Genomic DNA, 13,117 nt, shown 5'->3' with positions numbered 1-13,117 from the left:
AGCAGGCGGTGGCGGTCGTGCTGCGCGACAAGAAGGCCTCGACCTCCTACATCCAGCGCCGCCTCCAGATCGGCTACAACCGCGCCGCCTCCATCATGGAGCGCATGGAGAACGAGGGCATCGTCGGACCCGCCAATCACGCCGGGAAACGCGAGATTCTCGTCGAGACGCAGGGCCACGGCGAGGACGAATAGCCGCATCATTCGGTCGGAGGACTTGCACGGGCAGGCGCCGGTCCTCAAATAGCCATCACGATGCTGCAACCTCGGCGGCATGGAGAGCGTTGAGGCCCCGAAGACACGAGCGCTCCGCAACAACCGGAGCCACGACGTATCTCGTCCGGCATGAGGATCGCCGTGGCACAGGGAATGGAGCAGACTTGCTCATGAGAGTGATCCCGATTCTTCGGGTTTCGGTTCTGACGGCGACGTTTGGCTACGGCCTGGCGGCAGCGCCGCTCGGGGCACAACCCCTGCAGTTGCAGCCGCCTGCCGCGGCCAAGCCCGCGGTCGCCAGACCAGCCGCGCCGCGCGCGATCCCGCTCCCGCCGGTCCGCCCGGCCAATCTCGGCCTGCCGCGCACGGCGATGAACGATGCACCGGCTGCGCAGGCGGCGGGTTCCCCACAGGCTGCAACGGCCGCACCTGTCGCGCAGACGGCAAAGCCCGAAGCGTCCAAGACGACGCCGGCCAAGACCAAGCTCGCCGCACCCGCGACACGCGAGGAGGCGATCGAGCGGCTCAATACCTATCTCAACAGCTTCACGACGCTGCAGGGCAACTTCATCCAGTTCAATCCCAACGGGAAGCGGCTCGAGGGTCGGATCTACATCCAGCGCCCGGGCAAGATGCGTTTCGAATACGAGCCGCCGGCGACCACCGAGGTCATCGCCGACGGCACCTCCGTGGCCGTACGCGACAAGCGCCTCGGCACGCAGGACGTCTATTCGATCGGCCAGACGCCGCTGAAATTCCTCGTGCGCGAGAAGATGGATCTCAACCGCGAAGGCACCATCACCGGTGCCAGCGTCGACGGCGATATCCTCTCCGTCCGGATCGAGGATCGCTCGACGCTCGGCGGAACCTCGAAGATCACGCTGAAGTTCGACCTCGTCGCCAACGAGCTCCGGCAATGGGTGGTCGTCGATCCGCAGGGTTATGAGACGGCGGTGTCGCTCTACAATCTCAGCCTGCAGCGTCAGACCGACCCGAAGAACTTCGTGATCGATCACCAGCGGACGCTGTGATCCTCCGCCAAGGCTAGCCAGGCGCTCGTAGCCGGGCGCCGAAACGGCTTGCCTTTTGGCACGCGACGACCCAGTTTCCGGCCACCTCTCCTTGCCGGAATCTCCGCGTGCAACTGACTGTCACGAGCTGGAACATCAATTCCGTCCGCCTGCGTATCGGCATGGTCGGCGAGTTTCTCACCCGCTACGCACCCGACATCCTCTGCCTGCAGGAAACCAAGACGCCGGACGAGCAATTCCCGGCCAAGGCCTTCCACCAGCTCGGCTATGTCCATCAGGCCTTCATCGGCCAGAAGGGCTATAACGGCGTCGCCATCGTCTCGAAGCTGCCCTTCAGCGAGAAGGAAGCGATGTCGATGTGCGGCCGCAACGATGCCCGGCACATGACGGCGACGCTCGACAAGGCGGCGGGCGCGGCGGCCGGCATCGCCATCCATAATTTCTACATCCCGGCCGGCGGCGACATTCCCGACCCGGAAAAGAACGACAAATTCGCCCACAAGCTCGCCTTCCTCGACGAGATCGGCGCCTGGGGCGTGACGAAGAAGCCGACGGACCGGCCCGCGATCCTGCTCGGCGACCTCAACATTGCGCCCTATGAGCACGATGTCTGGAGCCACAAGCAGCTCCTCGACGTGGTCAGCCACACACCGATCGAGACGACCACGCTGGAAAAGCTGCGCTCCGAGCTCGGCTGGACCGACGCCGCCCGAACGCTGCGCCCCGAGCCGGAAAAACTCTATTCCTGGTGGAGCTATCGCGCGCAGGATTGGGAGGCCTCCAATCGCGGCCGCCGGCTCGACCATATCTGGCTTTCCGACGCGCTGAAGCCGACGCTGCGCGACCTCTCCTTCCTGCGCGAGGCACGCGGCTGGGAGCGTCCCTCCGATCACGTCCCGGTCACGGTGACGCTGGAGCTTTGAGGCCCGGCGCCGTCGCCTCCGCAGCCGGGCCGGTCCATGCCCCGGCTGCGCTTCGGCCATGCCAGGCCCCTCCGCCCGGCCATTTCGCGATCATGCTATAGCGCGCGGCAACATCGGCACAGCCCGTTCACCGGAAGGCCAGATCATTGCAGCGCGCGCTCTCGACTTCGCTCTCGCCGCGAGATGCGCTGCTGACCCTGGCCGTGATGGTGGTCTGGGGCACGAATTTCGTCGTCATCCACATCGGCGTCGAACATTTCCCGCCGCTGCTCTTCGCCTGCCTGCGCTTCGCCTTCACGCTGCTGCCGGCGGTGTTCTTCCTCAAGCGACCGGCCGTGCCCTGGAGCAATCTCGCCGCCTACGGCCTGCTGATCGGGGCCGGCCAGTTCGGCCTGCTCTACATCGCGATCAAGGGCTTCATCACGCCGGGCCTGGCCTCGCTGGTGGTGCAGTCGCAGGTCTTCTTCACGATCCTGCTGGCCGCGGCGATCACCCGCGAACGCGTCCAGCCCTTCCAGTTCGTCGGCCTCGTTCTGGCCTGCATCGGCATCGCCGTGATCCTCTGGCACACCGACGGCAACACCACCCCGCTCGGCGTCGCACTGATCCTCGGTGCCGCGCTCTGCTGGTCCGGCGGCAACATCGTCGTCCGCGGGGCACCCGGCGTCGACATGCTGGCCTATGTCGTCTGGACCAGCCTCTTCGCCGTGCCGCCGCTCTTCATACTGTCATGGCTCGTCGAGGGTTGGCCCGCGATCCGCCATGGCGTGGCCGGTGCGCCGCTGAGCGCCTGGGCGGCCGCGATCTGGCAGGCCGTCGGCAATGTGATGTTCGGCTATGCCGTCTGGGGCTGGCTGCTCTCGCGCTATACCGCCGCCACCGTGGCGCCGACCGCGCTGCTGGTCCCGGTCTTCGGCATGGGCGCCGCCGCCATCTGGCTGGGCGAACCCTTGCCGGGCTGGAAGTTCCTGGCCGGCGGGCTCGTGCTGGCGGGTCTGTGCATCAACATCCTCTGGCCGAAATTCGCCGCGATCCGCGCCGCAAGACATCCGCCGGCCGCCTGATCCGGCGCAGTGAACTTATTTCCGGTCGATCGCGCCGAGCGCAGCCCGCACGGAGACGAGCTCTTCCACGAAACCGCGCAAACGATCCCCGATCGCCTGCGCGATCGCGTCGGCCGAATCCGGCGATTCGCCGAGGACGCGCCGCATCACGCTGCGTGGCAACCGCATGATCTGCGTCGGCTCGCGCGCGATCGCCGTGACCTGCCGCGGCACCGAAGTGAACAGCGCGAGCTCGCCGATCATCGCGCCAGGCCCGGCGATCTCACTTGCGGGCTGGCCATCATCCTGCGCCGTCAGCGCCACCGCGCCCGAGACGACCAGGAAAGCGCCGTCCGAAGGCTCGCCGGCACGGAACAGCACATCGCCGGCGCGCAGGATGCGGCTCTCCGCCGCGAAGGCGAGCAGCCTCAACGCATCGCGTTCCATCAGGCTCAGCAGCGGCTGCCGGGCCAGCAGGGCCATGTCGTCGTCGAGGGCCATCCGTCAGGGATTCAGCCGGTAGCCGCCGGCATCGGTCACGAGCAGGCGGGCATTGCCGGGATCGGGCTCGATCTTCTGGCGCAGCCGGTAAATGTGGGTTTCGAGCGTATGCGTCGTCACCTGGCTGTTATAGCCCCAGACCTCCTGCAGCAGCACCTCGCGCGCGATCGGCTTGCGCCCCGCGCGGTAGAGGAAGCGCAGGATCGCGGTTTCCTTCTCGGTCAGCTTGGTCTTCGAGCCTTTCTCGCTGACGAGCAGCTTGGAGCCGGGGTGGAACGTGTAAGGGCCAACCTGAAAGATCGCGTCCTCGCTCGCCTCATACTGGCGCAAGTGCGCCCGGATGCGCGCCAGCAGCACGGCGAATTTGAACGGCTTGACCACATAGTCGTTGGCGCCGGCCTCGAGCCCCAGCACCGTGTCGGCATCGGAGCTCTGCGCCGTCAGCATCACCACCGGGCTCTTGAAGCCGTTCTTGCGCATCACCTTGACGGCCTCGCGGCCGTCCATGTCCGGCAGGCCGACATCCATCACCACGAGGTCGATCCGCTCGTTCTGTGCGGCCTTCACCGCAGCCGTGGCGTTGCCCGCGGTCGTCAGCCGGAACTCGTCATAAAGAGCCAATTGCTCTGCCAGGGCATCGCGCAGGGTCTGGTCGTCATCGACCAGGAGAATATGATGGACGACGGACATGGGCTGTTCGCTCGGACGCAATGAGTAGGGCAACATGAGCCCGCTGAGTCGTCATCGCAAGTCACGCATTCTGGAATCCCCGTGAGAAACCGTGAAATCGCCCTCGCCCGCGCCGGCTTTCGCCCGCGCAACCTCACCTCACTGCGGGTCTTTGCCTCGGTGCATGACCGCCGCAAGGGTTTCCTCGTCGCGGGCGGCGCGGTCTTTCCCTGCGCGCTCGGCCGCTCCGGCATCCGCACGATCAAGCGCGAGGGCGATGGCGGCACGCCGCGGACGCATTTGCCGCTGCGCAGCGTGTTCTACCGGGCCGACCGCCTCGCCCGGCCTCGCAGCCTGCTGCCGCTGAAACGGATCGGCCCGCGCGACGCCTGGTGCGACGACCAGACCGACCGCCGCTACAACCGCCTGATCGACCGCCCGCCGGGCGAGGCCGAGGAGCGGCTGCAGCGTGAGGACCATCTCTACGACGTCATCGTCGAGCTCGGCTGGAACGACCGGCCGGTGATTCGCGGGCGCGGCAGTGCGATCTTCTGGCATCTGGCTCGACCGGGCTTCACGCCGACCGCCGGCTGCGTCGCCGTCGAGGGGCATGTCTTCGCCAAGGTGCTGCCGCGGCTCGCGCGCCATTGCCGGATTCTGGTCAGGTGAGCTAGGACTGGCGCCGAGCACCGTCTCGATCATCCTCTTCGGAACCGATCGGCGCGTGCAGGCACCGTCCTGCATCGCTGTATCGCTCCCAGCCTTGAGACTCTGCGATGACTGATTCGGTTTCCTCCTTCCGCTTCGGGCGGATCGCCGCCACGTTGCCCGTCGCCGATATGGCCCGCGCCTGCGATTTCTACATCGAGGCGCTTGGCTTCCGGAAAGCCTTCCAGAACGGCGATCCCGTCGGCTTCATGATCCTGAAGCGCGACGCCGCCGAATTGCACCTGACACTCCAGCCCGGGCACAAGCCGGCGCCCTTCAACGTCGCGCATATGCTGGTCGAAGATATCGACGCGGTGCACGCCCTCGTCCGCGAACGCGGCCTGCGCATCGTCAAGGGCCTGCGCGACAAGGATTACGGCCTGCGCGCCTTCGTCTTCGAGGACCCGGACGGCAACCGCATCGATGTCGGGGAGCCGTTGACATAAGGCGCAGAGACGCAACCTGCCCCCTCTCCCCTTGCGGGAGAGGGTCGGGGTGAGGAGTCGCGCCAATCAATGGCGTCCAAACCGCAGGCGTTTCCCGCCAGAGAAACCCCTCATCCGTCTCGGCTTCGTCGAGCCACCTTCTCCCACAAGGGGAGAAGGTGAGTCTCATCCTCGCGCGCCGAAAATGGCGCTGCCGATGCGCACATGCGTCGCACCGAGCTGGATCGCCGCCTCGTAATCGGCGCTCATGCCCATGGACAGGCCCTTGAGCCCGTTGCGCGCCGCGATCTTGGCGAGCAGCGCGAAATGCGGCGAGGGCGGCTCCGCTTCCGGCGGGATGCACATCAGACCCTCGATCGCGAGGCCGTGGACATCGCGGCAGCGCGCGAGGAAGGCGTCCGTCTCGCCCGGCGCGATGCCGCCCTTCTGCGGCTCCTCGCCGGTATTGACCTGCACGAAGAGCCGCGGCGCCCGGCCGGCCCTGGCGATCTCGCGCGCCAGCTCTTTCGCCAGGCTCTCGCGGTCGAGCGAATGGATCGCGTCGAAGAGTTCCACAGCCTCGCGGGCCTTGTTCGATTGCAGCGGGCCGATCATGTGGAGTTCGGCATCGGGAAAGCGCGCCTTCAGCGCCGGCCACTTGGCCTTGGCCTCCTGGACGTAATTCTCGCCGAAGACGCGCTGCCCCGCTTCCAGCACCTCGGCGATCTGCTCCGCCGGCTTCGTCTTCGACACAGCGATGAGCGTCACGCTCTGCGGCTTGCGTCCGAAATCACGCGCCGCACGCGCGACCGAGGCGCGAATCGCCTCCAGACGCGTAACCGTATCGCTCATATCGCAGCCTCTCATGCCGAGCGCGCCGTTGACCGCGTGCGCGCAATGGTGTCCTAGAACAGGATGTGGAAAACCTCACCCGGTTTTTCGCAATGGACCCCTGCGCCGGCCGCGTCCCGACCGGCAAATCCCGCAAGAATGCTTGCTGACGTGATTGCTCGCTGACATGGCCGTCGAACGCTACAACCCGAAAGAATCCGAGCCGAAATGGCGCGCCGTCTGGGATGAGCGCAAGCTCTTCCAGACGAGGAACGACGACACACGGCCGAGCTACTATGTCCTCGAGATGTTCCCCTATCCGTCGGGGCGCATCCATATGGGCCATGTCCGCAACTATGCGATGGGCGACGTCGTTGCGCGCTACAAGCGGGCCAAGGGCTTCGCGGTGCTGCATCCGATGGGCTGGGACGCCTTCGGCCTGCCGGCCGAGAACGCAGCCAAGCAGAAGAAGGTCCACCCGCGCGAATGGACCTACGCCAATATCGCGGCGATGCGCAGCCAGCTCAAATCGATGGGCCTCTCCCTGGATTGGAGCCGCGAGCTCGCGACCTGCGACCCCAGCTATTATCGCCACCAGCAGAAGATGTTCCTGGACTTCCTGAAGGCCGGGCTGGTCGACCGCAAGACGGCCAAGGTCAACTGGGACCCGGTCGACGAGACCGTTCTGGCGAACGAGCAGGTCATCGACGGCCGTGGCTGGCGCTCCGGCGCCCCGGTCGAGATTCGCGAGCTGACCCAGTGGTTCTTCAAGATCACGGAATACGGCCAGGAGCTGAACGACGCGCTCGACGGCTTGACCCGCTGGCCCGACAAAGTCCGGCTGATGCAGAAGAACTGGATCGGCCGTTCCGAGGGCCTGCTGGTTCGTTTCGCTCTCGAATCGAATGCGGCGAAGCAGGATGAGGTCGAGGTCTATACGACCCGCCCGGACACGCTGTTCGGCGCGAAATTCGTCGCCGTCGCCCCGGATCACCCGATCGCCAAGGCGATTGCCGCCGGTAACCCGGAACTGCAGGCCTTCATCGAGGAGTGCAAGCGCACCGGCACGGCGCAGGAGGCGATCGACAAGGCCGAGAAGCTCGGCTTCGACACGGGCCTGCGCGCCGTTCATCCGCTCGATCCGAACTGGACGCTGCCGGTCTATGTCGCGAACTTCGTCCTGATGGAGTACGGCACCGGCGCCATCTTCGGCTGCCCGGCGCATGACCAGCGCGACCTCGACTTCGTCAACAAATATGGCCTCGGCAATATTCCGGTCGTGGCGCCGGAAGGCACCGATCCCGCCGGCTTCGTGATTACCGACATCGCCTATGACGGCGACGGCCGGATGATCAATTCGCGCTTCCTTGACGGCCTGACCATCGCGGAAGCCAAGGAGGAGGTCGCCCGCCGCCTCGAGAACGAGATTCGCGGCAATCGCCCGGTCGGCCAGCGCAAGGTCAATTTCCGTCTGCGCGACTGGGGCATCTCGCGCCAGCGCTATTGGGGCTGCCCGATCCCGATCATCCATTGTTCCGACTGCGGAACGATTCCCGTGCCGGATGCCGACCTGCCGGTGAAGCTGCCTGACGACGTCTCCTTCGACAAACCGGGCAACCCGCTCGACCATCATCCGAGCTGGAAGCATGTCGCCTGCCCGCAATGCGGCAAGCCGGCGCGCCGCGAGACGGACACGATGGACACCTTCGTCGATTCGTCCTGGTATTTCGCCCGCTTCACCGATCCGTGGCGCACCGAGAGCCCGACCGACCGCAAGGCCGTCGACCGCTTCCTGCCGGTCGACCAGTATATCGGCGGCGTCGAGCACGCGATCCTGCACCTGCTGTATTCGCGCTTCTTCACCCGCGCCATGAAGAAGACCGGCCATGCCGGGCTGGATGAGCCCTTCGCCGGCATGTTCACGCAAGGCATGGTCGTGCACGAGACCTATCGCGCCGCGAATGGCGACTGGGTCGAGCCCGGCAATGTCCGCATCGAGGTCTCCGGCACCGACCGGCGCGGCTTCGACGTCGAGACCGGTGCGCCGATCGAGATCGGCCCGATCGAGAAGATGTCGAAGTCCAAGAAGAACGTGGTGGACCCCGACGACATCATCGCCTCCTACGGCGCCGACACGGCCCGCTGGTTCATGCTCTCCGACTCGCCGCCGGATCGCGACGTGATCTGGACTGATGAGGGCGTGCAGGGCGCCGCCCGCTTCGTCCAGCGCCTCTGGCGCCTGATCGGCGAAATCGCCGAGCGGACCCACGGCAAGGCCGGGAAACCGGCTCAGATCGGTGACGTGGCGCTGGCGCTGCGCAAGGCGAGCCATCGCGCGCTCGATGCCGTCGGCGCCGATATCGAGCGCCTCGCCTTCAACCGCTGCATCGCCCATATCTACACGCTGACCAACGCCATCGGCAAAGCGCTCGATGCGGCGGCCGAAAAGCCTGAGCTCGGCGCGGATATGGCCTATGCGCTCCTTGAGGCCGCCACGATCATTACCCAGCTTGTCGCGCCGATGATGCCTCATCTGGCCGAGGAATGCTGGCACGCACTCGGCCAGCCCGGCCTCGTCGGCGAGGCATCCTGGCCCAACGCCGAGCCCGCCTTGCTGAAGGACGACAGCATCACCCTGCCCGTCCAGCTCAACGGCAAGAAGCGGGCGGAGGTGACTGTTCCAGCCGATGCCGATACCATGGCGGTGGAAGCTGCTGTTCATGCCAACGAGGCGGTTCAGCGGGCCCTGGAAGGCCGTTCCATCCGCAAGATCATCGTGGTTCCCGGGAGAATCGTGAATGTCGTCGTCTGAGACTGCGGCGCGAATCATCAAGCCGAGCCGCCGCGGCCTGGCTCTGGCCGCAGCGCTGGGCATGGCCGCGCTCGCCGGCGGCTGCTTCCAGCCGCTCTATTCGGAGTATACCGCGAGCACGGTCGGCGGCAGCGTCAAGGGCGCGCTGCGTAGTATCGAATTTGCCGAGCTCAAGGGCCTGATCGGGCATTATCTGCGTAACGAACTGGTCTTCGAGTTCGACGGCGGCAATGAGCCGGATGCGCAGAAAACGCTGAAATTCGACTCCGCCCTGGCCGAATCGGTCGAGGTCGTCACCGTCGATTACGCCAACGGCCGCGCTGATTCGGCTGTGCTCGTCGCCACCGCGACCTGGAAGGTGACGCGGATCGGCACGGGCGAGGTCGTCTCCTCCGGCACCAACTCCGTGCGCGAGCCCTATGAGCGTTCCTCGCAGCGCTTCGCCACGGTTCGCGCCGCCCGCGACGCCCAGATCCGTGCTGCCAAGAACCTCGCCGGGCTGATTCGCGGGCAGATCTCGGCCGATCTCACCTCCTGATCCGCCATGGTCGCGATCAAGGCGCATGAAGCCGACCGAACGCTTGCGCGCCTCGACCCCGCCTGGCGGTTGATCCTGTTCTACGGCCCGGATGCCGGCCTCGTTTCCGAGCGCGCCGGCAATCTCGCCCGCAAAAGCGTAGACGACCCCAACGTCGCCTTCCAGCTCATCCGCATGGATGGCGACGCCGTCGCGGCCGACCCGCTGAAACTCGTCGACGAGGCCAACACAATCGGCCTGTTCGGTGGCCGCCGCGCCATCCGCGTCTCGCCGACGTCGAAACCGCTTCTTGCAGCCGTCGAGCCGCTGCTGGCCACGCCTTCGCAGGACGCGCTCGTCATCATCGAGGCCGGCGACCTGCAGCGCTCCAACCCCTTGCGCACTGCCTGCGAGAAGGCCAAAAGCGCGCTCGCAGTGCCCTGCTATGGCGACGCCGCCCGCGATTTGGGCTCGATCATCGACGAGATGATTCGCACCGCCGGCAAGACCATCGACCGCGGCAGCCGCGACCACCTCGCAGGCCTGCTCGGCGGTGACCGCCAGACGTCGCGGCGCGAGATCGAGAAGCTCCTGCTCTATGTCGGCAACGATCCCTCCGTCACGGAGGCCCATATCGACGCCATCGTCGGCGACACCGCCCAGCGCGAGCAGGCCATGCTGGTCGATGCCGTCTTCGCCGGGAAGCTGCCAGTGCTCGACCTGGCGCAGGCCAAGCTTTTCAGCGAGGGGCTCGATCCCGGCGTGATGCTCGGCGCCGTGCTGCGGCAGGCCCTGGCTCTGCTCAAGGCCCGGCAGAGCGTCGATGCCGGACGCGGCGTCAAGGATGTGGTCGGCACCATGCGGCTGCCCTATCCGCGCATCGCCACCACCGAGGCCGCGCTCAATGCCTGGAGCAGCACCAGATTGACCGAGGCTGTTGCCCTGCTCGGCAACGCGGTCCTTGCGACCCGCCAGAACAGCGAAACGGGCCGCGCGACCGCGACCCGTGCATTGTGGACACTCGCTCGCCTCGGCCGCAATGGCCGGGCCGATTGATCAGGCCTTCAGCCGGCGGCAGAGCGCGTCGAGCTGCTCCAGCGTCCTGTAGGCGATCTTGACCTCGCCCGCACCGCTGGGGCGATGGCTGATGACGACGGAAAGGCCGAGAGCCTCTTCCAGCGCCTTTTCCAGGGCCCGCGTGTCCGGATCCTTCTCGGGCTTCGGCTTCGCGGCAACCGCGCTCTTGGTCTCGCCGCGCGCCTCATCCTGGGCGATGCGTTCGATATCACGGACACTAAGCCCCTGTTCGACAATCCGTTTCGCCATCAGTTCCGGGTCCGAAACAGATAGCAGCGCCCGGGCATGGCCGGCCGAGACGGCGCCTCCGCTGACCAAGGCACGCACCGGCTCCGGCAGCTTCGACAGCCGCAGCGTATTGGCGACATGGCTGCGGCTCTTGCCGATGACCCGCGCCAGATCGTTCTGGGTATAGCTGAATTCGGCGATCAGGCGCTCATAGCCCGCCGCCTCTTCCATCGGGTTGAGGTCAGAGCGCTGCACGTTCTCGACGATGGCGATTTCCAGCGCCTCGCGATCATCGGCTTCGACCAGGATCACCGGCACATCGTGTAGCTCGGCCCGCTGCGCCGCCCGCCAACGCCGTTCTCCGGCGATGATCTCATAGGCATCGAGCATCCCCGGGATCGAACGCACGATGATCGGCTGCAGGATACCGCGCTCGCGGACCGAAGCCGTGAGATCGTCGAGCTCCTCTTCCGCGAAGTTGCGGCGTGGATTGCGCGCGCTCGGCCGCAGGAACTCGACCGGCACGCGGCGCTGGCCCCGGGCCCGCTCGATCGCGCCGATTTCCTCGCCGACATCGCCGATCAGCGCCGCCAGACCGCGGCCAAGGCGGGAACGCCCCTGTTCTTCGGCCATCGCCATTCCTGTCAACCTCTGCGTTCTTGACTGTTAGGCCGCGGCGCGCAGGGTGCGCTCGCGCTTGATCACTTCCGAAGCCAGGCGCAGATAGGCCTGCGATCCCGAGCAGCGCAAATCGTAGAGCAGCGCCGGCTTGCCATAGGACGGCGCCTCCGAAATCCGCACATTACGCGGAATCACGGTCTCATAGACCTTATCGCCGAGGAAACTCCTCACATCGGCCATGACCTGTCCGGACAGGTTGTTGCGCGGATCGAACATCGTCAGCACCACGCCCTGGATGATCAGCCGCGGATTGAGCCCGGCCTTGACCTGCTCCACCGTCTTCAGGAGCTGACTGAGGCCTTCGAGCGCGAAGAACTCGCATTGCAGCGGCACCAGCACTGCATCCGCAGCCGTCATCGCATTGATCGTGATCAGGCTGAGCGAGGGCGGGCAATCGATCAGGACATAGGTCAAATCCTGGCAGCGCTGATCATAGACCAGCTCGTCGATCGCCTTCTTGAGGCGATGCGCGCGGTCCTTGGCCGAGGCGATCTCGAGCTCGACGCCGAGGAGGTCGAGCGTCGAGGGCGCCAGCGACAGCCCGGGCACCGCCGTCGGCTGCAAGGCCTGCCCGAGCCCGACATCGCCGCAGAGCACGTCATAGGTCGAGGATTTGCGGCTGCGCCGGTCGACACCGAGCCCCGTCGAGGCGTTGCCCTGCGGGTCGAGGTCGACGATCAGCACCTTCTCGCCGATGGCCGCCAGCGCCGTGCCCAGATTGATCGCGGTCGTCGTCTTGCCGACGCCACCCTTCTGGTTTGCGAGCGCGATCACGCGCGGACGGCGCTGCGGGATCACGGATATGACATCTGTCATGGATCGGCTCGTCTCTCGGCCGAGCGAACCATCAGGATTCGCGCAGCGTCGTCGGTCACGGAAGAAACGGTTGTTGCTTGAATCTTCCAATATCTGGCCGAGTCGGTCAATTCCGTATCTAGATGTTGTCCCTTGGGAAAGAGTCCAAGCGCACCGGTTCTCAACAGCTCTTCGCACCAGCCGAGCAATTGGGCGAGCGGCGCAAGCGCGCGGGCCGTCACCACATCGACCTTGCCGGCGAAGCCGCCGACCGCATCCTCGATCCGCGCATTGTGAACCTTGACCCGTGCCCCGGTGACCCGCGCCGCATGACGCAGGAAGGCGCATTTGCGGGCATTGCTTTCGACGAGATCGATCTGGCCGATGCCACATTCGGCCAGGCAGATGCCGATGACGAGCCCCGGAAAGCCCCCGCCCGAGCCGAGATCGAGCCAATGCTCCCGCTCGGAGGCCAGGTTGAAGAGCTGGAGCGAGTCGGCGATGTGCCGTGTCCAGACATCCGCCAGCGTAGCCGAGGAGACCAGATTCTTGGCGGCCTGCCAGCGCTCCAGCTCCGCCACCAGCGCGGCGAGGCGCTCCTCTGTTTCACGTGAAACAGGCGTCAAGCGCAAAGCGCGCTGCCTGTCGCTCTTATCAACAG

15 protein-coding genes are annotated in these 13,117 nt (G+C 66.2%); 9 read left to right on the top strand and 6 right to left on the bottom strand.

Annotated features, from left to right (window positions below):
- From IED13_RS26240 to IED13_RS26225, 4 genes are all read left to right on the top strand, one after another.
- Nucleotides 1–194, top strand: a 194-nt coding sequence (locus IED13_RS26240; protein WP_191125917.1) for a DNA translocase FtsK, incomplete at its 5' end; no start/stop codon positions are given.
- A 191-nt stretch (nt 195–385) separates the two neighbouring features.
- The gene (locus IED13_RS26235) at nt 386–1,246 is read left to right on the top strand and encodes a LolA family protein (RefSeq protein WP_191125916.1); all 861 of its coding nucleotides are present in this window, start codon (nt 386–388) and stop codon (nt 1,244–1,246) included.
- 107 nt (nt 1,247–1,353) lie between these two features.
- Nucleotides 1,354–2,169: an exodeoxyribonuclease III gene (gene xth, locus IED13_RS26230; protein ID WP_191125915.1), complete on the top strand. Its 816-nt coding sequence runs from the start codon at nt 1,354–1,356 to the stop codon at nt 2,167–2,169.
- Nucleotides 2,170–2,315: 146 nt separating this feature from the next.
- Nucleotides 2,316–3,233, top strand: coding sequence for an EamA family transporter (locus IED13_RS26225; protein WP_248312779.1), 918 nt, complete (start codon nt 2,316–2,318; stop codon nt 3,231–3,233).
- A 15-nt stretch (nt 3,234–3,248) separates the two neighbouring features.
- Here IED13_RS26225 and IED13_RS26220 read toward each other — a convergent pair whose 3' ends face one another.
- Nucleotides 3,249–3,713 carry a cyclic nucleotide-binding domain-containing protein gene (locus tag IED13_RS26220; protein ID WP_191125914.1) on the bottom strand — a complete coding sequence of 155 codons (465 nt, stop codon included), beginning with the start codon at nt 3,711–3,713 and terminating at the stop codon, nt 3,249–3,251.
- Between the two features lie 3 nt (nt 3,714–3,716).
- Nucleotides 3,717–4,403, bottom strand: coding sequence for a response regulator transcription factor (locus tag IED13_RS26215; protein WP_038359526.1), 687 nt, complete (start codon nt 4,401–4,403; stop codon nt 3,717–3,719).
- Nucleotides 4,404–4,484: 81 nt separating this feature from the next.
- Here IED13_RS26215 and IED13_RS26210 point away from each other — a divergent pair, with 81 nt between their 5' ends.
- Both IED13_RS26210 and IED13_RS26205 read left to right on the top strand, forming a co-directional pair.
- Complete coding sequence (locus IED13_RS26210) at nt 4,485–5,051, top strand: L,D-transpeptidase family protein (RefSeq protein ID WP_260368474.1); 567 nt, start codon at nt 4,485–4,487, stop codon at nt 5,049–5,051.
- A gap of 107 nt (nt 5,052–5,158) precedes the next feature.
- Nucleotides 5,159–5,536: a glyoxalase superfamily protein gene (locus IED13_RS26205; RefSeq protein ID WP_191125913.1), complete on the top strand. Its 378-nt coding sequence runs from the start codon at nt 5,159–5,161 to the stop codon at nt 5,534–5,536.
- 165 nt (nt 5,537–5,701) lie between these two features.
- Here IED13_RS26205 and IED13_RS26200 read toward each other — a convergent pair whose 3' ends face one another.
- Nucleotides 5,702–6,367 (bottom strand): YggS family pyridoxal phosphate-dependent enzyme, encoded by a 666-nt coding sequence (locus IED13_RS26200; RefSeq protein WP_191125912.1) that lies wholly within the window; start codon nt 6,365–6,367, stop codon nt 5,702–5,704.
- Between the two features lie 166 nt (nt 6,368–6,533).
- Between IED13_RS26200 and leuS the strand changes: the two genes are divergently transcribed.
- Genes leuS through holA form a run of 3 tightly spaced genes read left to right on the top strand, consistent with a single transcriptional unit; the run spans nt 6,534 to nt 10,731 of the window.
- Nucleotides 6,534–9,158: a leucine--tRNA ligase gene (gene leuS / locus IED13_RS26195; RefSeq protein ID WP_191125911.1), complete on the top strand. Its 2,625-nt coding sequence runs from the start codon at nt 6,534–6,536 to the stop codon at nt 9,156–9,158.
- A complete protein-coding gene (locus IED13_RS26190; RefSeq protein ID WP_113254753.1) occupies nt 9,145–9,696 on the top strand; it encodes an LPS assembly lipoprotein LptE in 552 nt (183 codons plus the stop codon). The genes leuS and IED13_RS26190 overlap by 14 nt, the downstream gene beginning before the upstream one ends.
- A gap of 6 nt (nt 9,697–9,702) precedes the next feature.
- Complete coding sequence (gene holA / locus IED13_RS26185) at nt 9,703–10,731, top strand: DNA polymerase III subunit delta (RefSeq protein ID WP_191125910.1); 1,029 nt, start codon at nt 9,703–9,705, stop codon at nt 10,729–10,731.
- Here holA and IED13_RS26180 read toward each other — a convergent pair whose 3' ends face one another.
- The 3 genes from IED13_RS26180 to rsmG are packed head-to-tail and all read right to left on the bottom strand — an operon-like array spanning nt 10,732 to nt 13,082.
- On the bottom strand, nt 10,732–11,613 hold the full coding sequence (locus tag IED13_RS26180; protein WP_133561182.1) for a ParB/RepB/Spo0J family partition protein: 882 nt from the start codon (nt 11,611–11,613) through the stop codon (nt 10,732–10,734).
- A 33-nt stretch (nt 11,614–11,646) separates the two neighbouring features.
- Entirely contained in the window at nt 11,647–12,477 is an 831-nt protein-coding gene (locus IED13_RS26175; RefSeq protein WP_038359513.1) for a ParA family protein, read from the bottom strand.
- Nucleotides 12,474–13,082, bottom strand: coding sequence for a 16S rRNA (guanine(527)-N(7))-methyltransferase RsmG (gene rsmG, locus IED13_RS26170; protein WP_248312778.1), 609 nt, complete (start codon nt 13,080–13,082; stop codon nt 12,474–12,476). The genes IED13_RS26175 and rsmG overlap by 4 nt, the downstream gene beginning before the upstream one ends.
- Between the last annotated feature and the right edge of the window lie 35 nt (nt 13,083–13,117).

It is taken from the genome of Allobosea spartocytisi, from assembly GCF_014764685.1.
Taxonomy (GTDB): Bacteria; Pseudomonadota; Alphaproteobacteria; order Rhizobiales; family Beijerinckiaceae; genus Allobosea; species Allobosea spartocytisi.
The sequence above is the reverse complement of the archived record's forward strand: the minus strand, read 5'-3'. Positions and strand labels throughout refer to the sequence as shown.

What these genes read in the sequence shown, in the direction of transcription:
- IED13_RS26235 (WP_191125916.1), top strand. Translation starts at nt 386, where the DNA reads ATGAGAGTGATCCCGATTCTTCGGGTTTCGGTTCTGACGGCGACGTTT.
- IED13_RS26220 (WP_191125914.1), bottom strand. Translation starts at nt 3,713, where the DNA reads ATGGCCCTCGACGACGACATGGCCCTGCTGGCCCGGCAGCCGCTGCTG.
- IED13_RS26215 (WP_038359526.1), bottom strand. Translation starts at nt 4,403, where the DNA reads ATGTCCGTCGTCCATCATATTCTCCTGGTCGATGACGACCAGACCCTG.
- IED13_RS26205 (WP_191125913.1), top strand. Translation starts at nt 5,159, where the DNA reads ATGACTGATTCGGTTTCCTCCTTCCGCTTCGGGCGGATCGCCGCCACG.
- IED13_RS26200 (WP_191125912.1), bottom strand. Translation starts at nt 6,367, where the DNA reads ATGAGCGATACGGTTACGCGTCTGGAGGCGATTCGCGCCTCGGTCGCG.
- leuS (WP_191125911.1), top strand. Translation starts at nt 6,534, where the DNA reads ATGGCCGTCGAACGCTACAACCCGAAAGAATCCGAGCCGAAATGGCGC.
- IED13_RS26190 (WP_113254753.1), top strand. Translation starts at nt 9,145, where the DNA reads ATGTCGTCGTCTGAGACTGCGGCGCGAATCATCAAGCCGAGCCGCCGC.
- holA (WP_191125910.1), top strand. Translation starts at nt 9,703, where the DNA reads ATGGTCGCGATCAAGGCGCATGAAGCCGACCGAACGCTTGCGCGCCTC.
- IED13_RS26180 (WP_133561182.1), bottom strand. Translation starts at nt 11,613, where the DNA reads ATGGCCGAAGAACAGGGGCGTTCCCGCCTTGGCCGCGGTCTGGCGGCG.
- IED13_RS26175 (WP_038359513.1), bottom strand. Translation starts at nt 12,477, where the DNA reads ATGACAGATGTCATATCCGTGATCCCGCAGCGCCGTCCGCGCGTGATC.